The 23,236-nt window shown below is 38.3% G+C and carries 21 protein-coding genes; 4 read left to right on the forward strand and 17 right to left on the reverse strand.

The features are described from left to right. Window positions 1-2: 2 nt before the first annotated feature. From fliG to AC27JP_RS03035, 6 genes are all read right to left on the reverse strand, one after another. On the reverse strand, window positions 3-1,058 hold the full coding sequence (gene fliG / locus AC27JP_RS03010; RefSeq protein WP_487111960.1) for a flagellar motor switch protein FliG: 1,056 nt from the start codon (window positions 1,056-1,058) through the stop codon (window positions 3-5). Next, window positions 1,051-2,781: a flagellar basal-body MS-ring/collar protein FliF gene (fliF, locus tag AC27JP_RS03015; protein WP_487111961.1), complete on the reverse strand. Its 1,731-nt coding sequence runs from the start codon at window positions 2,779-2,781 to the stop codon at window positions 1,051-1,053. The genes fliG and fliF overlap by 8 nt, the downstream gene beginning before the upstream one ends. A 53-nt stretch (window positions 2,782-2,834) precedes the next feature. Further along, a complete protein-coding gene (gene fliE, locus AC27JP_RS03020) occupies window positions 2,835-3,176 on the reverse strand; it encodes a flagellar hook-basal body complex protein FliE (protein ID WP_487111962.1) in 342 nt (113 codons plus the stop codon). A gap of 255 nt (window positions 3,177-3,431) precedes the next feature. Continuing rightward, entirely contained in the window at window positions 3,432-4,772 is a 1,341-nt protein-coding gene (locus AC27JP_RS03025; protein ID WP_487111963.1) for a sigma-54-dependent transcriptional regulator, read from the reverse strand. Beyond that, entirely contained in the window at window positions 4,772-5,968 is a 1,197-nt protein-coding gene (locus tag AC27JP_RS03030) for a sensor histidine kinase (RefSeq protein WP_487111964.1), read from the reverse strand. Before AC27JP_RS03030 ends, AC27JP_RS03025 begins: the two co-directional genes overlap by 1 nt. A 226-nt stretch (window positions 5,969-6,194) precedes the next feature. Continuing rightward, complete coding sequence (locus AC27JP_RS03035; protein ID WP_487111965.1) at window positions 6,195-7,673, reverse strand: sigma-54 interaction domain-containing protein; 1,479 nt, start codon at window positions 7,671-7,673, stop codon at window positions 6,195-6,197. A gap of 260 nt (window positions 7,674-7,933) precedes the next feature. Here AC27JP_RS03035 and AC27JP_RS03040 point away from each other — a divergent pair, with 260 nt between their 5' ends. From AC27JP_RS03040 to AC27JP_RS03055, 4 genes are read left to right on the forward strand one after another with little or no spacing between them, the layout of a single operon-like run. Further along, on the forward strand, window positions 7,934-8,110 hold the full coding sequence (locus AC27JP_RS03040) for a hypothetical protein (protein ID WP_487111966.1): 177 nt from the start codon (window positions 7,934-7,936) through the stop codon (window positions 8,108-8,110). Window positions 8,111-8,141: 31 nt separating this feature from the next. Next, the gene (locus AC27JP_RS03045) at window positions 8,142-9,167 is read left to right on the forward strand and encodes a 6-hydroxymethylpterin diphosphokinase MptE-like protein (RefSeq protein WP_487111967.1); all 1,026 of its coding nucleotides are present in this window, start codon (window positions 8,142-8,144) and stop codon (window positions 9,165-9,167) included. 1 nt (window position 9,168) lies between these two features. Next, complete coding sequence (locus AC27JP_RS03050; protein WP_487111968.1) at window positions 9,169-10,767, forward strand: B12-binding domain-containing radical SAM protein; 1,599 nt, start codon at window positions 9,169-9,171, stop codon at window positions 10,765-10,767. Window positions 10,768-10,777: 10 nt separating this feature from the next. Continuing rightward, window positions 10,778-13,261 (forward strand): 6-hydroxymethylpterin diphosphokinase MptE-like protein, encoded by a 2,484-nt coding sequence (locus AC27JP_RS03055; RefSeq protein ID WP_487111969.1) that lies wholly within the window; start codon window positions 10,778-10,780, stop codon window positions 13,259-13,261. 66 nt (window positions 13,262-13,327) lie between these two features. On the opposite strand, the gene AC27JP_RS03060 is transcribed toward AC27JP_RS03055, so the two are convergent. The 11 genes from AC27JP_RS03060 to AC27JP_RS03110 all read right to left on the reverse strand — a co-directional run bounded on the left by AC27JP_RS03060 (window position 13,328) and on the right by AC27JP_RS03110 (window position 23,172). Beyond that, window positions 13,328-14,056 carry an acylneuraminate cytidylyltransferase family protein gene (locus AC27JP_RS03060; RefSeq protein ID WP_487111970.1) on the reverse strand — a complete coding sequence of 243 codons (729 nt, stop codon included), beginning with the start codon at window positions 14,054-14,056 and terminating at the stop codon, window positions 13,328-13,330. Then, window positions 14,049-15,110 carry a nucleotidyltransferase family protein gene (locus AC27JP_RS03065; protein ID WP_487111971.1) on the reverse strand — a complete coding sequence of 354 codons (1,062 nt, stop codon included), beginning with the start codon at window positions 15,108-15,110 and terminating at the stop codon, window positions 14,049-14,051. Before AC27JP_RS03065 ends, AC27JP_RS03060 begins: the two co-directional genes overlap by 8 nt. 106 nt (window positions 15,111-15,216) lie before the next feature. Further along, complete coding sequence (gene neuB, locus AC27JP_RS03070; RefSeq protein WP_487113428.1) at window positions 15,217-16,299, reverse strand: N-acetylneuraminate synthase; 1,083 nt, start codon at window positions 16,297-16,299, stop codon at window positions 15,217-15,219. 21 nt (window positions 16,300-16,320) lie between these two features. Further along, window positions 16,321-17,484 (reverse strand): UDP-N-acetylglucosamine 2-epimerase, encoded by a 1,164-nt coding sequence (gene neuC, locus AC27JP_RS03075; protein WP_487111972.1) that lies wholly within the window; start codon window positions 17,482-17,484, stop codon window positions 16,321-16,323. Window positions 17,485-17,507: 23 nt separating this feature from the next. Next, a complete protein-coding gene (locus AC27JP_RS03080; protein ID WP_487111973.1) occupies window positions 17,508-18,494 on the reverse strand; it encodes an NAD-dependent 4,6-dehydratase LegB in 987 nt (328 codons plus the stop codon). Window positions 18,495-18,555: 61 nt separating this feature from the next. Next, the gene (locus tag AC27JP_RS03085) at window positions 18,556-18,873 is read right to left on the reverse strand and encodes a hypothetical protein (protein WP_487111974.1); all 318 of its coding nucleotides are present in this window, start codon (window positions 18,871-18,873) and stop codon (window positions 18,556-18,558) included. A 1-nt stretch (window position 18,874) separates the two neighbouring features. Then, entirely contained in the window at window positions 18,875-19,309 is a 435-nt protein-coding gene (gene fliS / locus AC27JP_RS03090; protein WP_487111975.1) for a flagellar export chaperone FliS, read from the reverse strand. A 39-nt stretch (window positions 19,310-19,348) separates the two neighbouring features. Next, window positions 19,349-20,707, reverse strand: coding sequence for a flagellar filament capping protein FliD (fliD, locus tag AC27JP_RS03095; protein ID WP_487111976.1), 1,359 nt, complete (start codon window positions 20,705-20,707; stop codon window positions 19,349-19,351). Between the two features lie 28 nt (window positions 20,708-20,735). Next, window positions 20,736-21,200 carry a flagellar protein FlaG gene (locus tag AC27JP_RS03100; protein WP_487111977.1) on the reverse strand — a complete coding sequence of 155 codons (465 nt, stop codon included), beginning with the start codon at window positions 21,198-21,200 and terminating at the stop codon, window positions 20,736-20,738. An 84-nt stretch (window positions 21,201-21,284) separates the two neighbouring features. After that, window positions 21,285-22,100, reverse strand: coding sequence for a flagellin N-terminal helical domain-containing protein (locus tag AC27JP_RS03105; protein ID WP_487111978.1), 816 nt, complete (start codon window positions 22,098-22,100; stop codon window positions 21,285-21,287). Window positions 22,101-22,353: 253 nt separating this feature from the next. Then, window positions 22,354-23,172 carry a flagellin N-terminal helical domain-containing protein gene (locus AC27JP_RS03110; protein WP_487111979.1) on the reverse strand — a complete coding sequence of 273 codons (819 nt, stop codon included), beginning with the start codon at window positions 23,170-23,172 and terminating at the stop codon, window positions 22,354-22,356. Window positions 23,173-23,236 lie beyond the last annotated feature (64 nt).

A 23,236-nucleotide genomic window follows, 5' to 3' on the forward strand; every position in this document is an offset into this window, starting at 1 on the left:
GCTTATAAGAATTCATCACCACCTCCGGCACCACCTAGCATGATTTCACCAGAGTCAGATAGTCGGCGAGCAACAGATAGAATTTCTTTTTGGGCAGCTTCTACTTCACTAATACGCACTGGTCCCATGGCTTCAAGATCATCCGCCAGCATTTCAGCAGCACGTTTTGACATATTCGTCATAATTTTCTCTTTCAAGGCCTCATCAGTACCTTTGATCGCTTTCATTAAGGCATCTTGCTGTACTTCTCTTAAGATAGCCTGAATACCACGATCATCCACATCGGCAAGGTTTTCAAAGACAAACATCAGGTCTTGAATTTGCTGACTCATTTCTTCGTCATGCTCACGAATTGAGTCCATTAGCACACCTTCTACATTGGTATCTAAATAGTTCATGATATCGGCAGCAGCTTTCAAGCCGCCCATTTTCGCAGCTTGCGCGCCAGCTTGACCAGCAAACTGTTTCTCCATAATTTCATTTAATTCTTGCAAGGCTGCAGGTTGCACTTCTTCTAAGTTAGCAATACGCATCATTAAATCTAAACGCACTTTATCGGCGAATTGCGTCATAATTTCTGCCGATTGCTCAGGCTCTAAATATGACAGAACAATAGTCTGAATTTGCGGATGTTCATTTCGAATAATATTAGCAACTTGCTTTGAGTCCATCCATTTTAACGAATCAAGACCTTTCGCCCCGCTGCCCATCACAATTTGATCAATCAAATTGCCGGCTTTATCTTCACCTAATGCCGCGGTAAGTGCTTTACGAACAAATTCTTCACTTTGGAAACCTATTGTTGAAAAGTTTTGAATTTCATTAATAAACTGTTTATGCACCGCAGTAATTTTTTGCTGAGTAAAATCTTCCATTGCCGCCATGATCATACCCACTTGCTGCACTTGTTTCGGCTCCAAGTGCTTCAGTATTTGCGCAGCATCTTCTTCAGAAAGACTCAATAACAAAATTGCCGCTTTTTCAGCACCATCAAGTTTATTGACATCAAATCCAGAAGCCGCGGGGATCTCTGCTATTTCTTGGGTTTCATCACTCATCTTCGCTTAACCAACTTTTAACTACTTGAGACGATAACTCTGGTTCATTTGCCACTAAGGCACGCACCGCTTTCAAGACATCTTCGTCACGGTGTAAATCAGGTAACTGTAAACTACCATCGGGAGCAAAACCAACAGCACCAGCATCAAAATCTGATGTTAGCATGTCCATGGTTTCATCGCCTAAATCAATATGACTGTCTAATGACTTATCACCGTAATCATTCGGGGTTTGATCGGGATAAATCAAGCGTTTCAACATTGGGCGAACTACCGCTAAAATTAAGATAATGATGACTAATGCCCCCATCACTAACTTTAACATTTTCATAAACCACGGCTCTTGCCACATTGGCAGTTTCTCAACTTCGCCAACATCAGCACGTAAAAAAGGTAAAGTCACCACTTCAAGCGAGTCACCCCGTTGCAATTCGAAACCGATACTGCCTTGGAGTAAACGGCGAATATTAGCCATTTCTTGCACTGAGCGTGGCGTTGGTGTTGATTCACCGTCGGCATTAACACCGGGCAAATAATCTAAGGCAACAGAGACACTGATGCGATGAATAACCCCAGTTTGCTGTTTGGTATAACTAATCGCTTCATCTAATTCATAATTGCGGGTTGACTCAGTATGCTTACGACCTGGCATGGTTTGTTGTTGCGCACTACCCGTGGCATTTTCTGGAATATTGCTTTCAAGTGGCGGTTGATTGCTAAGTGCTCCTGGAATCCCCCCCAATAATCCACCTATGGTGTTATCCTCAACTTTCATTTCACTGCGAAGTGCGGGTAAGTCAGGATTATAACGACGTTGTGTTTCCTCGGTATTGGTAAAGTCCATCGCGACATCAACTTGCGCGGTATAATTACCTAAACCAACCACAGGGATCAAAATCGAATCGATTTTATCCATGTATTCTTTTTCACGTTTTTGCTCAATTTCAAATTCTTTACGTGAACGAGACGATACGGAATCTTGTGAGCCGGAATTAAGTAAGCGACCATTCTGATCTGTTACTGTCACTCGGTTCGGTGTTAAGCCTTGCACGGCAGAGCCAACAATATCAACCACAGAGTCGACTTCTTCTTCTGATAATAAACGACCTCGTTGCATGGTCAACACAACCGTGGCCGATGGATTTTTGGCGCGTTTAGCAAAAACATTTTCACGTGGAATAGCTAGCAGTACACGAGCACGCGATATACTTTGTAATTCTTCAATAGTACGCGCTAATTGTTGCTCGCGTGAATGCTTTAATCGTTCAGTTTCAAGACGTTGACTAACACCAAAACCCATGTCTTGCATGATGATCTCAGCGCCTTCTGTTGGGCTTTCTCCTAACCCTTCACGCGCTAACATTAATTTAATGGCTTGGTATTCGTCAGTTTGTACCGAAATGGTATTATTTTCTTGGTGATAAGCATCTTTATAACCATTGGCATCAAGCGTATCCATGGTTTTGATAAGTTGTTCTGTTGGTAATTTAGCTAAAATACGGTATTCAGGCTGATTCGCCCACATAATGACAAAAATAGCGATGGCAAGACATATTGCCAATGCCATAACGATGGTAATTTGACGCAAAAAGTCAACATTGCCCATAGCTCCTGCTAAACCTGACTTTTGTTCGCCAACGACACTGTCTGCACTGTCATTAGCAACTAAGTCATTGTTGCCATCTGCCAGCATAATTCCTGTGTTGTCTGTTGAATCTGCCACTTACTTTCTCCGCAAAACGTTTGTTTTATTTTTTTCAATTAACAACTGAGCAGCTATACCGGCATACTCATAATTTCTTTATAAGCTTCAACAAACTTATTACGAACCTGAACGGTTGCATCAAAGGCAATACCTGATTTTGACGCCGCAATCATAGTGTCGGCAAGTGTAACACTGCGATCACCCATTTCAAAGGCTGTACGCTTTGCACCTGTGTCTTTTTGTAAATCATTAACGGTATTAACAGCATCTTTTAGCAGGCTGCCGAAATCGCTACCCGCTTTGCTAACCGCAGGTGTACCCATGGCACTTTCACCGATAGGTAAGCGATTACCCATGGCTTCCATCGACATGCTTTGCATTTGGGCGTATAGAGAATTGCTTTTGATATCCATAATTAACTCACTTGCGTCAATTTCTTGTTACCTAATATTATTAATGGATAAAGCAAGCATAGTGCCAAGGGAGGAAAACGCAGTAAGTTACATCCATAACCCACTTAAAATCACTTAATAACAGCATAAAAATCAATAACAAACGATTTAATAAATGTTATAAAAAGCAAACAAAAAAACAACCTATTTCAGGTTGTTTTTTATGCCATGATTAAAATCTTCGCGGGTATGGTTAACTAAAACTGAAAAGTACAGCTAAAGTGGAATTTGGATACCACTGTCACGCATTCGAGCAATTTTATAACGTAAAGTTCGAGGGCTGATACCTAAGCGCTCTGCAACATCCTTACGACTACCTCGACAAGCATGTAAGGTATCTAAAATAATTTGATGTTCTTGTAATTTAAGCTCGCTACCTAACTTGTCATCTTTGGCTGCTGGCATTGCAGTATCTTGCGCTTTCGGAGGTTCAAAGTTTTCAATAAGTAGATCACCTGCATCTATACAGCGCTCACTTTGCAAAATAAGCGCTCGTTGTACTACGTTATCCAGTTCACGTACATTACCTGGCCAATCGTAAGCAAACAATTTACTGCGTGCAGCTGAGGTCAACTCTGGAATGACATTACCGTCTTTTTGGCAGATGCGAGCAATCAAATGCTGGGCCAATGGTACAATATCATCACGACGTTGATTTAATGGTAACCAAGTTAACGGAAAAACATTTAGGCGATAATATAAATCTTCGCGAAAGATCCCCTCACTAACCGCCTCTTTTAAGTCTCTATTACTGGTGGCGATCACTCGAACATCTAAGTTAATCGTTTTGCGTCCACCCAAGCGTTCAACTTCTCTTTCCTGCAATACTCGCAATATTTTCGCTTGTAAGCCAAGGTCCATTTCGGTAATTTCATCTAATAAAATTGTTCCGCCTTGAGCTTGTTCAAACTTACCTGGACATGCCTGAATTGCCCCGGTAAAGGCACCTTTTTCATAACCGAACAAAGTGGCTTCCAGCATATTTTCGGGGATGGCGGCACAGTTAATCGCGACAAAAGGTTGTTGACTGCGCGGCGAGTATTTATGAATATATTGCGCTAAAACTTCTTTACCTGAGCCGCTAGGCCCCAGCACCATAACGGATGCTTCAGTACTGGCGACTTTTTTCGCAAGTGTAAGTAATTGGACACTGGTTGCATCTTCAGCAACTGGTTCACAAGCGTCTTGTAATTCTAGTGGCACATATTGATTGACCATATTAAGTAGAACTTCAGGCGCAAAAGGCTTAGCCATATAATTACAAGCACCGTCCTTCATAGCCTGCACTGCATCGTCTATGGTGCCGTAAGCCGTCATAATTAATACCGGTAATTTCGGGTAACCGTGACGAATACTTTTTAGCAATGAAAGTCCGGACATACCGCCCATTTGCACATCACTTACCACCAAGTCGACCGAATTAGACTTTAATTGCACTAATGCTTCTTCACCAGATTCAACCGGAAAACATTGGTAGCCAGCCAATAGTAACGTATCAACAAGTGCTTCTCGTAAACCAGCATCATCTTCTACCACCATGATTTTACTTGAACTCATTACAGTACTCCTTCAGCACAAATGGTTTCGCTATCAGGCTTGTCGGTGCCTGACATAGGTTGATTCTTCATTAATTTAGGAATTTTTAGACAAAAATGTGCCCCTTCTCCAGGTTGGCTAAGCAAACGCACTTGCCCTTGATGGGCATTAGTTACTGACTTAACAACCGCGAGTCCTAAGCCGGTGCCTTGGCTACGTGAGGTATAAAAGGGTTCAAAAATTTTATCCGCGAGTTCTGCGCCAATGCCGGGACCATTATCACGAACGCTGATGTAGGCATGTTCATCTTTACAATAGGCACTGATATCAATCACCGCAGCTGATTTGATTACCGCTAAGCTATTATGGATGAGGTTTTGAATGGCACCAGATAAGGCATTGACATTGCCTAATATCTCACAGCCTTGTTTGCAAAAATGTAGATTAACTTTTGCTCCCGCCTGAATGGTTTGTGGCTCAAGCGCTTGCTTGGCATGTTCAATCAGCTGATTAACATTTACAGGTTCGACGACGGCTTGTTTACCACTTTTAGCAAATAGCAGCATATCGTTAACCTGTTGTTCTAAATCTTGCAGTCGTGAAACTAATTTATCTTGAAAACTTTCACGAGCCGTTTCTGTCAGCTTTTTATTGCGTAAATTCGCACCATATAACATAGCGGCAGAGAGCGGAGTTCTAATTTGATGGGCAAGTTTGGACACCATACGACCCAATGATGACAAACGTTGTAATTGTCCCAATTTATCTTGTAGTAAGCGAGTTTCGGTCAAGTCAGTTATCATGATCAGTTGACCTGGTTGATCGCCAAGAGCGGTGATTTCTAGCTTTACTCGTCGACCATCATTTAAAGAAACTTCATGCCAATCATCTGCTCTTGGTTTAAATGAACGCTTAATCACCTCATACCATGCTTGCCCTAAAATGGGCTCATCAAGTAATTGCTGCGCCATATGATTCATTTTGACAACAATGCCATTACCATCGAGCATGATCATTCCGGTTGGCATCACATCAATGACTTGCTGATTTTGTTGGTTCTGTTGACGTAAAAGCATCAATTCACCAGGGAAACTTTCTTTTTCTAAACAGATCGTTTTTTCTTGGTGTAAATTATCATCATTGAGCGAAGTAAACGCCCGAGTCAGCACCGAGCTTGCTGTGGATGAACGGTTTGTTGTAGAAAAAGCTAATGCCATAATGTTTTACCTGAGTAACGAGTAACACTCAGATAAAGCATTAATTATGCCAAACAATTAATCCCTTAAAATTCAACAGATAATAGAGTTTTTTGTAGTGATTTAGGCTGTCAATAAAATGGCTGATTCGTGGTATGAAATAAAAGAGTTAGCTCAGTAGCAGGCGGAACATTTACCTAATTATTTCCCGTCTAAAAAGATAAATATTAAAATATTTTGGTAATGACTAACTCTCTTTTTGCAAACTATACTTGCGCATTTTTTCAACTAATGTCGTTCGACGCATGCCGAGTAGTTCAGCTGAACGTGCAACCACCCAGTCATTTTTATCTAAAGCTTGATTAATCAAAGACACTTCAAGTTCGGCCAAATACTCTTTTAAATTTAATCCGTCATGAGGCAGTACATCAACCTGATTACCGGCACTATTTTGCTCAGTGAAAGCTGCGGCTTGTTCAATGTCGTCATCTTCTTCATCATAATCAAAGCCAGAAAACAATTCATTAATAGCTTCACGCTCTTGCAACTCTTCAGGGTACTCAGGCTGATATTCTTCAACGTCAATATGACGATATTTCAATGGCAACTGCCCAACATTTACCACCTGCTCTGCAAACATAATAATCATACGTTCAATTAAGTTTGATAACTCGCGAACATTACCCGCCCATGGGTGCTCTTGCAGAGACTCAATTGCTTTATCGGTAAATCGTACCGTTTGACCTTGCTCTGCAGAAAAACGAGAAATAAGCTCTTGTAATAATAACGGTATGTCTTCTTTGCGTTCTCTAAGTGCCGGTGTTTCAATCGGAAAAACATTCAAACGATAATATAAATCTTCACGAAATTGATTAGTTTTTATCATTTCCTCTAAATGTTGATGAGTCGCAGCCACAATACGTACATTAGCCTTAATACTTTTGGCGCCACCAACACGTTCAAATGTACGCTCTTGCAGTACTCGCAATAACTTGACTTGCATTGGCTGTGGCATATCACCTATTTCATCAAGAAAAAGTGTTCCACCCTCCGCCATTTCAAAGCGGCCTTTTCGCGTTGAGATCGCACCAGTAAATGCACCTTTCTCATGACCAAACAATTCACTTTCCAGTAAATCGGGCGGAATAGCGCCACAGTTAACTGGTACAAATGGTGCTTTATGGCGATCAGATAAGTTATGAATATTACGGGCTACCACTTCCTTACCAGTGCCGGATTCACCTAAAATTAAAACATTGGCAGCTGTGCTTGCCACTTGTTCTATTAAAAAGCGTACTTGTTGCATTGGCTCACTGGTACCAACTAATGAGCGAAACAGTGGATTCGGACCGCTGACATTGCGCTTTGACGGTAAATTATTATGGTATTGGTGGCTATGGTGAATTAGTTCGGTTAATTGTGCATAATTTAGTGGTGTTGATAACTCACCAACGATATTGGCAAAACCTTTAATTAAGCTCTTATCAACAATATCATGAAAAATAAAAGGACAAGTAGGGTGTGATTTTATGGTTTCTTGCATTTTAGTGGAAATATCACCACAAAAAATAACCGTCAATATATTCGATACTTCAGCAAGATGCTTATCTAATTCATCTTCTGCAAAAACATAAAAGTGTTCGCCGACAAATGCTAAAACGGTTTCTATTTGCTGACGCCTTGCCGCGTCGTTATCAACTACTAGAATGTGTTTTTGCCCTTGCATAATTCCCTGATAATTCTTTTAATATTTTAAGTTACGCCATATTAACTTGCTCAATTAAATTATCAACAAAAAATTGACGCTAGCATGTCATATAATTGACTTATTAATTTCTGCCCTTAAATGCTAATATGCCTAACGTAGCATTTATTAACTCAAAAAAGATATCTACTTAGGTTGCGGCATGATTAGTGCTTAAAGTGTATCAATAGAGCCTAGTTCTAATTAGATAATATCAAAGTAATATAATAGCGAGATAACTCATGAGTAATTTATTAAAAGGCAATTTCACTCCGAAGAAGCAGGTTGAAGCAAATACAGAGAATAATGAAGCTGGTACATTGCAAGATGAATTTAAAAAAGCAGCGTTAAATTCTATTGGCGGCAGTATGGTTTATGTTGAACGCACTGACCTAACTTGGTCAGGCGATGATGAATAAATTTGCGTATACAAAACATTCAGGCGCCATAATGCAAGAAAAAGAATTAAACACTTCGTTCACAAACGTTGTAGAAAAAATAACCGACATTGGAAAGAAGTGGCACAGTAATGATTTGATTACTAATGCCCAACATAATCGCCAATTCTGCCATAAAAGTTTTAAAAATCTCTCTTCACTTGATGCTTTAAAGCAACAAGAAGCAATCGTTATTAGCGCAGGACCTAGTTTGCACAAATACGATGTTCTCAAAAAAATTAAAGAGTCAAATTATCAAGGCGCGACAATTGCTATTGATGGTTCGCTTGTAAAGTGTTTAAAAAATAACATTATTCCTGATTATGTAGTTACGCTTGATCCTCATCCCACCCGTATTGTTCGTTGGTTTGGAGACAATGATTTTGAAGAGAATAGTCAAAATGATGACTATTTTTCTCGGCAAGATCTCGATGTAGAGTTTAGGAATAATTCAATAAAAGAAAATATTGAAAACATTAAACTAATAAATAAATATGCTCCAAAAATCAAGCTTATTATATGTTCATCTGCACCTAAAAATGTAGTCAAAAGAGCTATTGAAGCTGGTTTCGACATGTATTGGTGGAACCCTATTGTAGATGAGCCATCAAATAAGAATAGTTTAACTCGTCAGTTATTTAACATTAACAAACTTTCTTGCATGAATACTGGCGGGACTGTCGGTACTGCTGCCTGGGTTTTTGCCAACGCGGTATTAAAAATCCCTAAGATCGCATTGACTGGAATGGATTTGGGGTACCATCTTGATACACCAATAGAAATGACCCAAACATACTATGAACTGCAAGAATTTGTAGACAGCAAAACCAAACTAGACGAGTTGTTTGCTAAGTTCACCTTTCCTCAAACTGATGAAGTATTTTATACAGATCCTACCTATTATTGGTATCGACGAAATTTCCTTCAACTGTTAGAAAAGTCAATGGGTGAGACTATCAATTGCTCTGAAGCAGGCACACTTTATAGCGACAATTTACCCTGTAAAACACTAAATGAATTTATAACTAGGGAAAGATAAAATGGCCAAAATTTTATTTATTAATCCAGTTGTTCGAGAGGAAGATGTCCCAAGACATATTCCATATGGTATCGCTTTGTTAGCAGCAATCGCAATTAAGAAAGGGCATTTAGTACAAGTATATGACGCAAACGCGTGGCGCCTTTCCATTGATACCATTACCGAAGTCTGTCAAGCAGATGATTGGGATGCTATATGTATTGGTGGTCTAACAACGACATACAATTATATTAAAAAAGCTTGTAAATTAATCAGTAAGGCTGCACCAAACGCTACTATTATTGCTGGAGGTGGGTTTTTAACAAGCATGCCACATGAAATATTTAAATGGCTACCCGAGATTGATGTTGGATGTATAGGTGAATCCTTCAAAACATTTCCAGCAGTCCTGAATTCCATAGATAATAAAAATTATGACTTCTCCTCAATATTAGGGGTTATTTACCGTGATAAAGACGGCAAATCACATTTAACAAATGTTAGACCAAATATTCATGACCTCGATGAGCTTCCATGGCCAGCTTGGGAACTATTTCCACTTGATATATATTTTGAAAACTCGGCATCACTGTTTAGTGAAGAGTCATTTACCTCAAAAAGGCGAATGGATATCAATGGTAGTTTTGGCTGTGGCTTAACCTGTAAATATTGTTGGCATTTGGGCACAACAGGAGACATGCTGATCGAACCCAATGAGGACGGAGATAATGATGTGGTCTTTACCTATGGTCGTAACATTCGCTATCACAGTGCCGATTACATCGTAACTATGGTAAAACATTTACATGACACTTACGATATTGATTTTGCGGCATTTATTGATGAAAATCTTATGACAATGGATGTGGCGAGTAAAGGAACTTGGCTAAAAGAATTATGCAAGAAGTGGATTGAAGCAGGTCTTCAACCCACATGTCGCCAAAAAGGAATAGCACACGACGAAAACTGTAAAGGAGTGCATTGGAACGGAACAAGTCATGCTGGACTGCATCGCCCTGAAACTTTAAAATTAATGCATGAAGCAGGCTGTACCCATTTAGTCTATGGATTAGAATCATTTGATCCAAAGATACTAAAAAACTTAGGCAAAGGCTCTAATGCTAGAAAGAACTTTAATAGCATCGCTACATGCATGGCATCTGGAATTAAGCCTATACCTAACATCATTATAGGATTTCCTGAAGAAAGCTTTGAAAGCGTTAGAAATACGGTAAATGCATTAAGTAAATTAGGGATAACTGCAAAACCACACTTTGCAACACCCTACCCAGGATCAGAATGGTATTACCAATACAAAGATTCCATTTTAGAGCAATATAATGGCGATCTTGAAGCTTACATTATGGATTTAGGTGATGCGAGTAAAATTACAGCCGTTATCTCCCATGAGTTCTCCGCGTTACAACTACTAGGTTTGCAACAAATTGTCTATTTGAAAGATCTTAGATTACTAGATCAATCAGAAAAACATTGGGGTGATGCACAGACATTGACGAATCAAATTGCTATTCCGAAAGTAACATTTAACCTTAAGCCTTTAAGAAAAGCCGGCCCACTGGCTATTCCTGTTAAAAACATTGAGCAACTCGCTGTAAAATAATGAGTAAACTATGGACGTAAACGAAAGCTTTTTATTATCTTCATTCAATGAAGAGTATTTATATTCCATCAATCGTAACGCCTTTATAAAAGAGCCATCGGCTTCTATTTTTAAAAGACTATATAAAGAGAAATTAGCAAAAGAAAATAGCTTTTATATCGTACTTGGCACTGATTCTGGCTTATTGCTCGATTACATACGGCAACAAGAGTCCCCTGCTGATACCCGCTATCTTTTTATTGAGCTGCCACACGTTATTAAGTTACTTGAGAGTAAATTTGATATTTCAGATTTACCCGAAAATATTGATATTTGTGCCATTGACCAATGGCAAGATAAAGCAGCTGAGTTTGGAATAGAGCTATATTTATATAAAGATAATTGTAAGTATATTAAATCTCTAGCGGCTATCGATTCCTATTTGCCCGCCTATAACAGCGCAATATTATCATTTGAGCAGGACTTTCAAAGCTTACGTTTTTTCACCCGTGCAACTCTCGCCGTATCCCCTTTTATGAGCACGCAACTTAAAAACATCTGTGAAAATAACACACCGGCATCAGTGCTTAAGAACCAGTTTGCATCAGAGACCTGCATAATACTTGCGGGAGGACCTTCGCTTGATGAAAGTATCAAATGGCTAAAAGAAAATCACCAGCATGTCGTTATTATTGCGGTATCTCGAATTGCTAAAAAACTACTTCAAATAGGCATTACACCAAACATAGTTGTTTCAGTAGATCCCTTTGAAATTAGCTTTGATGTCTCCAAAGAGCAGTTACTATTTCCCAATTCCGTACTATTTCTCCATAGCAATAACGTCACACCATTATTACTGGCTCAATGGCAGGGAAAAAACGTTTACATGGATCGCCGATACCCATGGGATGTAAAGGAAGATGAAAATAATTTAATTTCCTGCGGCCCAACCGTGACCAATACCGCGCTTAAAGCCGCAATTGATTTTGGCTTTAGCAATATATTACTTTCTGGTGTTGATTTATGTTTTTCAGAAAAAGGCGTTACCCATGCATCAGGTAGTAATGAGGCAAAAGTGGGCCCCACACTTGGTCAAACAGGTAAATGGGTAGAGACGTATGCGGGAAAAACAGTAGAGACACTGATAGTTTTTGAACAAGCTGCTGAAGGTATAGCGAATGAAGCCTTAAGGGCCAGTAAGTTAAACATCAATATATATAACCTGTCTGAAAATGCCGCTAAAGTTGAACATATAAATCATATTCCTACCGAAGCACTTTCTTTTACAGATGAAGCCTGCTTATTCGATAAAAAAATAAATCTACTCATTCCCAATAAAAAAAGCAATGCCGTCGTACAAGACTATAATAAGGTGCTCAAGAATGTAGAAAAAACCTTGTCGGATATAAAGAAAATAAATCGACTTGCGCAAGAAGCTCTTGAGGCTAATAGCCAACTTTTTTCTGAACAAGGTAAAGAAAGTGAGAATTTCAAATATAAAATTCAGATGGACAAAATAGAGAAAATCCTCAATACCAAATATAAAAAATCGACAAAATTCGTTAAAAATTTCGGTGTAGATAAATTTATTGTCTCAGCACAAACAGACTCTTCTGAAGAGTGGTCTGATAGCAAGCTTGAAGAAACTGGCCGACTATTTTACCAAGCATATATCGATACCTGCAAAGTTTTGCTAGCTCTTCTCGAAGAAACAAAAATAAGAATACTCAATCGCATAGAAGAACAGAAAACGAGTGCCGATATACCTACCTTAATAAAACAATGGCAAAATGACAAAACACCTGGACGAGCAAAACATTGGCTTAACAATAGGCCTATGCTTAAAAATACGCTTTCACAGTCAATACAACAGCAATTCGACCACTTTGAGACACAGTTTGATGAAATTATAGCCAATGAAGATACTCGTCATTTGGCTCGCACTAAAAATGAGGCGTCATTACACGGTGTCAGGCGAAAAATAATCACCTTGTTTCATCAAAAAAATGTCGACGCGTTAAAAACGCTGGCACAGAGTTTAAAGTTACATATGCAAAACAAGGATGATGCTAAGTCCCTGTATCATCTATGTCAGGCATATTACTTCACCGCCGCAAATAACGAGACTGATGCTCTCGCTAATTTCGAATTACTAGCAAATGAAGACATTTTGGAAGATGAATTGCAGCAAATTGCCGCAATTGCATTCAAAGTAGAAAATTATGACCTCGCAAAAGCATGTCTGCACAAGCTCACTAATATTGCTAGTGTTTATATTCCACAATACGCTAAATTACTGCAACTGTTGAATGAACAGGACAAAGCAATTGATTGCTATACAGAGTTTATCCAAACTCACCCTAAAGATTCTTATATATGGAGCAATTTAGGTATTTTTTATTTTGATATCGGCGCATTCGATGCCGCGAAATTAGCGTTTGAGGTTGTTCTAGCTAGCGATAGCACGCATAGCCAAGCAAATTTATATTTGGAAAAAATTAAGGACGTTGTCTAAACACATTTAGCATCGAGTTGTTCAATAAATTTAAAATTTTACCGTTCGATGCTAATATCACATAACCTAACTATGACTATCGGCCAGTAGCAATTCAGCAAGTTTAAAATCCAAATGGTTATCTATATCAATTGATGACTCTTTATCCATTTTATAAGCAAAAACGTTCTTATTTAGAAAAAAACTCTTTGCCTGTAAAAGATTTTCAATTCGAGCAATATAAATAGCGCCATTTAACCGGTAGTAATCAGGAAGAGCTTGACTACGTGGGTTTTCTCTTACGTATGAAGACAAAAAATTATCCATGCTCGCATTTTCATCTAGTGTATTACTCCACAATGGTGAATGATCACATTCACAAACGCTAATCACGGCATCTGCTTGCCGATCCAATATCATTTTCACTGCGCCATTAATATCTTGTTCTGTTCGTAAGGGGGAAGTAGGTTGTAACCAAATAATGTAGTCATAGTGCTTTTTTCGGCTTTGCAAGTAACTAACTGTATGCTCAATAACATCTATCGCTGTTGCTTTATCTCCAGAAAACTCTGCTGGTCTCATAAATGGTACAGGGACCCCACAATTTCTAGCTATTTGAGCTATTTCTTCACTATCTGTACTAACAATAATGTCAGTCAAGTATTGACACTTCTGCGCCGCCTCTATTGTCCACTCAATCAAAGGCTTACTAAATAATAGTTTACTATTTTTCCCCGGTAGTCTTTTACTCCCTGCTCGCGCTGGAATGATGGCTAATATACGCGCACCTTTACTATGATTTACTAAATCAGCCATCAAACCTACCACCTTGCATAACATCTTTTTGAGCTTGATAAAAATCGACCATTTTACCTATATCTAACCAATATTCATGAACAGGAAACATGGCAACATAATCATCACGAGCTATTGAATTTTCAATTAGTTCAGTCATATCAATGCGCTGGTTCTGCCGAACAGATTTAACCATACCTCTACTTACAACATAAACCCCCGCATTTATAAAATATTTATGAACAGGCTTTTCCACTAAGCTAGTAATTCTATTTTCATTCGCCTCAACAACACCGTAAGGTACTTGGTATTCATCTTCTCTAACACACATAGTACATATTGGTTGATGCAGATTGTGGTACTCTAGCAGTAGTTCAAAATCAATTTTTGTAAGCACATCGCCATTCATCATAATTACTGGTAGGTCTGGTAGGTTAGAAGGTAATAACCCTAAGCTTCCACCTGTTCCTAGTGGCATTTTTTCATGAGTATAATAAATATCAACTCCCCACTTACTGCCGTCACCAAAATGTTCTCTTATCGCCTCAGGCATGTAATGCGTTGATATATAAAATTGATGAAAACCAGAGCTGATAAAATTTTCCAAGATAGTTTCTAATATCGGCTTGTCACCTAGTTTTAGCAATGGTTTAGGGCAATTATCCGTTAAGGGTTTTAGCCGAGTTCCAAAACCTCCAGCCATTAAAAATACCGGATTATCATAACGCTTGGCATCCATAACTTTTTGCAACGTCTCAAGGCCAATAACTTTCCCCTTCTCCAAAATAGGAATAGCTGTTAAACCTTTTGCATTCATCATATTTAGTAATTTGGAACGTGATGTATTTGGGGGGGCAACTAACGGTGTCTTATGCATAACATTTTGAATTTCTGAGCTCATGCTCAAATGTTTGATCAGTGCCCTTCTAATGTCACCATCGGTAACTACGCCAAGTAATTGACAAGCACTATCAACAACTAACGCAAGTTTAAGTGCCCCTTTATCAATGACAGAAATCGTTTCTTCCATTGAGGTATCAGGCGATACAAGAATTTCTTGCCACTTATGCCCCATACTATGCTCCCAAATGTTCAGAATGTGCAACTATAATACTGCTTAATTAAGTGCCCATTCATAACTAATATAATTTTTAATACAATTATTACGCCAATAAAGCTAACTAAAGCATAATTAGGTCGCCACTTTTATAATCTTTATTTGCTTTGCGCCCTATTAAATCAAAGTAGTTCATCGGTGAAACACCACTACCAGGCCTTAACACTGTTAAATTATCAGTGGTAAAAAACTTCCCCTTTTCAATTGATTTACTTGCGACAATACTTTTTCTCGCGACAGGTATGTTTTTACGCTCACTAACAGTTGGGGATTTATTTTTACAGCCAAGCACAAGTTCCACCAACCTTATGTCTTTAACCATTTGGCTTAATTCTTCGGGTTCTATTGAAGCCTTATGATCTGGTCCCTTCATTTTACGGTTTAAGGTAAAATGTTTTTCTACAATAACCGCACCTTTAGCAACGGCAATAGGAGGAATTAAAATGCCTTCGGTATGATCAGAATAACCTGTGGGTAAGTTAAACTCATCTTTCATAAGCTCTATTGCATTGAGATTAACTTCTTCGTATGGTGCTGGATACTCAGTGGTACAATGCAGTAATGATACTTTATCAGCTAATAACTTTTTTCCTTCAACGGAGTCATATGCTGCTTTAAACGCGTTTATACTTGGCGCATTTTCTCGTGTAGAACGGTTCAAAAGCCCAAAAGCAATAACCCCTAATGCTAATTTTATCTCTTCTAATGTTGCCATTCCCGTTGAGACTATTAGATGCAAACCAGTATAGGCATGCGCTAACACTAATGGCGCATTCGTTATTTCTCCTGAAGGGATTTTCAATAGCTTCAAACCTATGTCATTGACCAAGAAATACAAACTATCTTCATCAAATGCTGTCGACAAGTACTCAATGCCTTTCTGCTGACAGTACTTATACACCAACATATGCTCTTCAAAAGTCAACTCTAACTTTTTAAGCATAGCGTACTGTGATTCGTCTTTTTCTGTATTGGTAGATTGATACTGCGCTTGCTTAGCATACTGAGTGACTAATTTTTCTGCTTTGAATGTTTGAAACTTTATAATATCTACGCCAGCTTCAACTGCCGCATCAACCAATTGGTAGGCGATATCCAATTGACCATTATGATTAACACCAGCCTCAGCAATAATTAACGTCGCAATCACATCTACCTCATTTAAGTTTCAATTGACAGGTATATTAAAGAATTTTTTTTGGATTATATTTTTCAAGTTAAAATTCTTCAGCTTACGGTATATTTGCTCTGAGGCTCCTCCGTTACCATATGGATTGCGCTCAAATTTGAGAGAATTTTTAAACTCTTTGGATAGGGCTTTATTAATGGCTTTGGTTATATTTTCAGCATCAGCTGGACACTGAATGACACTATTACTCGCAAGCCTCCCTTTCTGCCTGTCACCAATATTCACTGTAGGTACATTAAATGATGGAGCCTCAATTATCCCACTTGATGTATTGCCAATAACAGCCTCTGCATACTTCATAGCCGATAGATAGCGTAACTGCCCTAAGCTTTTCACTAAGAACACTTGATCTGGCTGCTCTTGTGCATACTTTTCAATGTAATTAATAATTTCTTGCCCAAAATCATCGGCATTAGGGTAAGTCAAAATAATTTGATAATCTTCAAACGTTCGTAATACTGACAACAAACATTTCAAATCATCTACCATTCCAGAGTTTGATAATGTTACCGGATGATATGTAACCAAAAAAAACGGTTTATTTAGCTTATCATTGAAAACATTCTGCATTTCATTTCTTGATAAAAGTTTAATACGTTTAATACTATCTATCCCTGGAGCTCCAACATTAAAAACCCTATCAGGAAACTCTCCTAGCTGAATAACTCTATTACGATATGCTTCTGTTGCCGTAAAATGTATATGAGACATTTTAGTGATAGCATGTCTGATCACATCATCAATAGCACCTTCGGTAATTTCACCACCATGAATATGAGCAATCGGCACCCTATTAATCATTGCAGCTTGTGCAATACCAAGTGCCTCATATCTATCTCCCAGCAGAACAATGATATCAGGTGAATGCTTTGTTATTGCATAGCTACTTAAACTAATTGCTAAAGATAGAGACGCACTAATGTCATTTACTCTATTTTTAGAAGCAAGGAAGTCTAGCTTTTCAGTAACAGTAAAGCCGTCATCAATAATTTGTTCAATTGTATAACCATACTTATAAGATAAGTGTGTTCCGCCAACAAAAAGCTGTAAATTAATATTTGAATCTTGCTGTAAAAATTTGAGCAGATAATATAACAGACTGTACTCAGCACGAGTTCCAGTAAAAACTGCGATATTCCTCATCTTATATTGCCTTAAATAGGAATTTAAACATTATAAATACTGTGCTTATACTTGCTCAGGTTTTCAGGTTTTACAAACCAATCAACCGTTTTACTTAAACCTTCTTTAATAGTGATTTTTAGCTCAAAATCGGTCAGCTCTTTAATTTTTTGGTTATCACACCAAAGACGAAACACTTCCGATTTTTCAGGCCGAATTCTTTGTTCATCACTAATAAACTCAACGTCACTATTCATGATATCTTTAATTAAGTTTAAGGTGTCCGCCATACTAATTTCAAAATTTGAACCGATATTGACGACTTCACCAATCGCTCTTTTACTTTCGGCAATAGCTAGGAACCCACGACATGTATCCGTCACATAATTAAAATCACGTGTTGGTGATAGATCACCGAGTTTTATTTGTTTTTCACCATTGGCGATTTGACTAATAATGGTTGGAATAATCGCCCGAGCAGACTGCCTTGGGCCATAAGTATTAAACGGACGCGCAATGCTTAACGGTAAATTAAAGGCGTTGTAAAAGCTCATAGCCATTGCATCCGCGCCAATTTTTGACGCGCTATATGGTGATTGGGCTTGTAAAGGGTGCTCTTCGTCAATTGGCACATATTGCGCTGTTCCGTATACTTCGCTGGTGGAAGTGTGAACAAATCTACTGATCTGATTATCTAATGCTGCCTGACAAAGGTTAAGTGTACCAGTAACATTAGTTGCAACATAACTCTGAGGCGCGTTGTATGAATAAGGAATAGCAATTAAAGCCGCCAAATGAAATACAATGTCGATATTTTGCATTATCTTTTGACAAAAATGTGGGTCACGAATATCACCACTAATAATATTTAAATTATTATGATTTGGAACATCTTCTAACCAGCCCCAAAAGTTAAAAGAATTATATTGCACTAAAGCTGTTACTTGGTAATTGTTTGCTAACAGCAGTTCTACAAGATGAGAACCAATAAAGCCATCTGCGCCAGTAACTAATACTCGCTTTTTAAGCATAAAAATAAACCTAATAAATCAGTAAGTTTTGCGATAATATCATTGATTCACCATGATGTAATCACTCACTAAATTTATGATAAACATTTAAAGCATTGTTGCGCTTTTTTTGATTGCTACTTTCTAAAATGATTTTAGTTTTACTTTCTGCGATGAGCTCAATTGCACGTTCATCTCGTGATTGAATGCTCATTAAAAAACTTTGGTAGTCTTGCGAAAAAGAAGTATTCTTACTCAACATTAACGCGCTAAGCTCTTCCAATAATTCTTGTCGCTGAGCTAAAAGAGCGGGGCATTGTTCTTCATCCCCCTCCAATATTAAGGTTTCAACTTGCTCAGACAAGTCATTTATTTGGCTTGTTAAACGCTTGAATGCCAAGTTAAGCGCCTTCGGCTAGCTTATTTTTTTCCGCTAATAACGACAGACCTTCTTGCTTGCTATTTTCTGGCATGGCAAACCATGCATCTCTAATTGGCTTAATCATCTCAACAACCTCTGAAAAAGCGGCAACATCTAAAGAGACACTAATATCTGCAAGCCTATCAATACAATAACAGTACATAATATCAAAATTTTTCGAAATTTCAGGCTGGCTATCAAAGTCTAGTGATTGGCGCAAAGCTTCAAGAATATTTATCGCTTTAGTAATTGACTGAGATTTAAGTTCAAGGTCTTTACGTTCAATTGCTCCTTTAGCTACTGCAATTCCCTGCAGCATGCCATCAAACATCATCAAAATAATTTGATGTGGATTTGACTCTAATAAACTACTGTTTACATTTACTTGCTTATAAGCTTTTAAATTCTGTCTCATAACTTCACTCCTACCGATTAGTTACATAAGAAGAAAATACTACTCACTTGAAACTGGTTGCAATGCAGTTTTCAACCAATCAGCTGTCGCATTGTAACCCGCTACAGTAGAGTCGAGAAAGGAAAATCGCTTTCTCAATGTATCTTCATAATTTCTTAAACGCGCTTCTAAGTCATCGTATTCATCACTAATTCCTGATAAATCTTCACTCAGATCGTCTTGTCTTTGTGTCAAGGTACCGTCACTGTCGCTATAATTATCTATTAGCGACGTCAATTGACTGACGATACCATCAGTAGAAGCAAAAAGTTGGCCAACTTCATCTAAATTATTCTCAACCACTTTAGCAAGGGTTTCGACCCCACTATCTAAAGTACCAATTCCAACCGTTGAGATCTCAAGTTTGCCATACTTATCAAATGCTACACCAATATCATTGAGTGATTGAATATCTCCTGACAGTCCGCTAACTGAGTTGGTTAATATATCATTAAGTTGCCCTTTAATAGAGCGTAAATCAGAATCAAATGCTAGTTTACCAAATTTTGGAGAAGCTAAAACATCCATACTATCTGCAAGCGTGTTAAAAGCAGTAACAAACTCATTAACTAATTCTGTCGCTACCTCAGTGTTTTGTGAAATCCCTAAAGTCGCTGCGCCTGAAGCGCTCACTTGATTTACAACAATGGTCACATCTTCGATGGTATTTTTAAACTCATTACTCGAGCTGGTAACCGTGTTGCCACTGCCATCTATCTCAATAATGGCATCTTGAGCGTTTCTTGTTACGGTTGCATTGGTCGCTAAATTATCAAGGGCAACATCAGACGTTGTGACAGATAGTTCATTAGCGGTACCAGTACTGTTAGATGTGTAACTTAAGTAAGTGCCAGAATCACTATTCACTAAAGATGCAGTAACACCAAAATTAGCGCTTTCAGCATTAATTTTATCACGAATAGTCGACAGATCGTCCGCAGCATCAATCGCGACATCAAAAGTATCTGAGCCAGCGGAAAAAGTTAATGTACCGGTGCCCACAGTCGTGGTCGAATTAGCAAAGTCAGGCGTTTGAATACGTGTTGCTTCTGCCAACTGCAAAACATTAATTTCAAATGTACCGTTACTTGCGAAACCATTGGTCGTGACAGAGATATCATCATTACCAACATCAATAATTTGTTCATTAAAATCATCTGTAGAGCTTAATTTATCTGCGACGGTTTGGAAAGATGACAACGCAGATTTGAAGGTACCTAAACCAGAAAGCTCTGCCGTAATGCGCTCTTCTTTTTCCTGTAACCTTATTTCCGTAGGCACTGATTCGGCAGTTACAAATGCCGTTATAATAGATTCAAGATCAAGTCCTGAGCCAATTCCTGCAGATGTAATATTCATTTGGCCTCCTAATGTGCTCTAAATATACTTAAACCTTTTCTTCAAGAAATATGCCAGTTTTCTCTCCAACATCCTGACGAAGTGCCACTATTTTTTGGGCAATCTCTAACACCTCTTCTGATGGAAATTGCTTTATAAGCTCTTTGCTTTCAGCATCAAAAAACTTAATAACTGTTTTATCACTGACATCATCTTGTTGAAAATTTATATTGCGCAATGATAGCTGCATAAAATCTGATATGACTTCAAGCGCTTGGTCGATAACTAACGTTTTTTCTTGCTCACTTAACTTTTCTTCAGTGTCTAACAAATTATTAGCGACTAACTGTTGCTCTTCTAATGACTTAAGTTGTGCTTCCAAGTGCTCTGATTCAATTGCGGTCTTACTTACTTGTTCTTCAATGTCTTGTTGAGTTTTTTTTGTAGTGGGAGTGTTAAGTTCTGCCGCTTGATTTGCAAAGTTATTTTGCGCTGCATTAATTTGCGTACTCATACAAACCTCCAAATTATAAATTTTAAAACAAAAATGACACTCAACTAGAGTGCCATTTTAATGTCAATAACACTACTGAAACTATTATAGTAGTGATAAGGCAATTTGTGGTTGTTGATTTGCTTGTGCCAACATTGAGCTTGATGCTTGTTGCAATACCGTACTACGCGCTAACGCTGCACTTTCTGCTGCATAATCAGTATCTTCGATACGAGAACGAGATGCAGAAAGGTTTTGTGCCGTATTATCGTTACTACGAACAACCGAAGCAAAACGGTTTTGTTTCGCACCTAAATCAGCACGTGTGCTGTTAATTGTTGCTAAAGCAGTATCAATTTTACCCAACGCTCGAGAAGCTTGGCTTGCTGCTGAAATACCAACAGTTGATAGCACTGAAGCTGCTGCAAAGTTTTGACCTATGCTAATTTCAATACGTTGACCAGCATCAGCACCCACTTGGAAAAACTTACCGGTATAACTACCATCTAATAAATTTTCGCCAGCGAAACCAGTATCTGTAGAGATACGTGTTAATTCTAATTCTAGCTCTGAAAATTCGGCGTTAAGTGCTGTACGGTCAGCATCACTATTCGAACCATTTAATGATTGCACAGATAGGGTACGCATACGTTGTAGCGTATTACTATATTCATCTAATGCACCTTCAGCTGTTTGAGCTAATGAAATGCCATCATTGGCGTTACGAGATGCTTGATCAAGGCCATTTATTTGCGCAGTTAAGCGGCTAGATATTTGCAGACCTGCAGCGTCATCTTTAGCGCTATTGATACGTTTACCAGAAGATAAACGTTCAAAATTAGTCGCTAAGCTATTAGTTGAACTAGCTAATTGACGTTGTGAATTCAATGATGCGATATTACTATTTACGACTAAAGCCATGATAATGCTCCCGGGTATATGCCCTTAAAATTTGTTAATTTACGAAGCGGTTATTCATAATCGATAAATGCTTCTTGAAACCTTTATCGGACATCAAATATTTTACTTTAGCTTTTTTTTATTTATTTTATGACTAATCAACAATAAAACAGTTAAGCAATTGTATTAAATGTTTTTTTATTTTTATTAATAGATAAGCAAAAAGCCTCCGAAGAGGCTTTTTTAATATAACTATAACTTTATTACGACAAAATTACTGTAGTAATGATAGAGCTATTTGTGGTTGTTGATTTGCTTGCGCTAACATAGAGCTAGATGCTTGCTGCAATACAGTACTTCTTGCTAAATCAGCACTTTCTGCAGCATAGTCAGTATCTTGAATACGTGAACGAGATGCAGATAAGTTCTGTGCCGTATTGTCATTGCTTCGAATAACAGAAGCAAAACGGTTTTGTTTAGCACCTAAATCGGCACGTGTACTTGTCACTAATGCCAATGCACTATCTATTTTTCCAAGTGCACGAGAAGCTTGACTGGCGGCTGAAATACCAACGGTTGAAATTGTCGAAGCTGCGGCAAAATTTTGCCCTATGCTAACTTCAATTTTCTGACCAGCATCAGCACCTACTTGGAAAAACTTCGAGGTATATGTACCATTAAGTAATTTTTCACCGGCAAATCCTGTATCGGTTGAAATACGCGTCAACTCGGTTTCCAGTTCTGTAAATTCGGCATCTAGTGCCAATCTATCTGCATCACTATTTGAACCATTCAATGATTGTACTGACAAAGTACGCATACGCTGTAAAGCGTTCGTATATTCATCTAACGCTCCTTCAGCTGTTTGCGACAAAGAAATACCATCATTAGCATTTCGTGCTGCTTGATTTAAGCCATTGATTTGAGCTGTCAAACGACTAGATATCTGCAAACCAGCAGCATCATCCTTTGCACTATTTATTCGTTTACCTGAAGATAAACGTTCAAAGTTAGTTTGCAAATCATTGGTAGAACCACCCAAGTTACGTTGCGCATTTAACGATGCGATATTACTATTTACGACTAAAGCCATTGCTATCATCTCCTAAGTGTTAGGGTGTGGCTCTATTGCTGATAACAACACATGTTTGGAACCA

The organism is Colwellia sp. SU-HH01172 (assembly GCF_057553355.1).

Coding starts and splice junctions, on each gene's coding strand:
- fliG (WP_487111960.1), bottom strand. CDS start 1,058: ATGAGTGATGAAACCCAAGAAATAGCAGAGATCCCCGCGGCTTCTGGA.
- fliE (WP_487111962.1), bottom strand. CDS start 3,176: ATGGATATCAAAAGCAATTCTCTATACGCCCAAATGCAAAGCATGTCG.
- AC27JP_RS03025 (WP_487111963.1), bottom strand. CDS start 4,772: ATGAGTTCAAGTAAAATCATGGTGGTAGAAGATGATGCTGGTTTACGA.
- AC27JP_RS03030 (WP_487111964.1), bottom strand. CDS start 5,968: ATGGCATTAGCTTTTTCTACAACAAACCGTTCATCCACAGCAAGCTCG.
- AC27JP_RS03035 (WP_487111965.1), bottom strand. CDS start 7,673: ATGCAAGGGCAAAAACACATTCTAGTAGTTGATAACGACGCGGCAAGG.
- AC27JP_RS03040 (WP_487111966.1), top strand. CDS start 7,934: ATGAGTAATTTATTAAAAGGCAATTTCACTCCGAAGAAGCAGGTTGAA.
- AC27JP_RS03045 (WP_487111967.1), top strand. CDS start 8,142: ATGCAAGAAAAAGAATTAAACACTTCGTTCACAAACGTTGTAGAAAAA.
- AC27JP_RS03050 (WP_487111968.1), top strand. CDS start 9,169: ATGGCCAAAATTTTATTTATTAATCCAGTTGTTCGAGAGGAAGATGTC.
- AC27JP_RS03055 (WP_487111969.1), top strand. CDS start 10,778: ATGGACGTAAACGAAAGCTTTTTATTATCTTCATTCAATGAAGAGTAT.
- AC27JP_RS03060 (WP_487111970.1), bottom strand. CDS start 14,056: ATGGCTGATTTAGTAAATCATAGTAAAGGTGCGCGTATATTAGCCATC.
- AC27JP_RS03065 (WP_487111971.1), bottom strand. CDS start 15,110: ATGGGGCATAAGTGGCAAGAAATTCTTGTATCGCCTGATACCTCAATG.
- neuC (WP_487111972.1), bottom strand. CDS start 17,484: ATGAGGAATATCGCAGTTTTTACTGGAACTCGTGCTGAGTACAGTCTG.
- AC27JP_RS03080 (WP_487111973.1), bottom strand. CDS start 18,494: ATGCTTAAAAAGCGAGTATTAGTTACTGGCGCAGATGGCTTTATTGGT.
- fliS (WP_487111975.1), bottom strand. CDS start 19,309: ATGAGACAGAATTTAAAAGCTTATAAGCAAGTAAATGTAAACAGTAGT.
- fliD (WP_487111976.1), bottom strand. CDS start 20,707: ATGAATATTACATCTGCAGGAATTGGCTCAGGACTTGATCTTGAATCT.
- AC27JP_RS03100 (WP_487111977.1), bottom strand. CDS start 21,200: ATGAGTACGCAAATTAATGCAGCGCAAAATAACTTTGCAAATCAAGCG.
- AC27JP_RS03105 (WP_487111978.1), bottom strand. CDS start 22,100: ATGGCTTTAGTCGTAAATAGTAATATCGCATCATTGAATTCACAACGT.
- AC27JP_RS03110 (WP_487111979.1), bottom strand. CDS start 23,172: ATGGCTTTAGTCGTAAATAGTAATATCGCATCGTTAAATGCGCAACGT.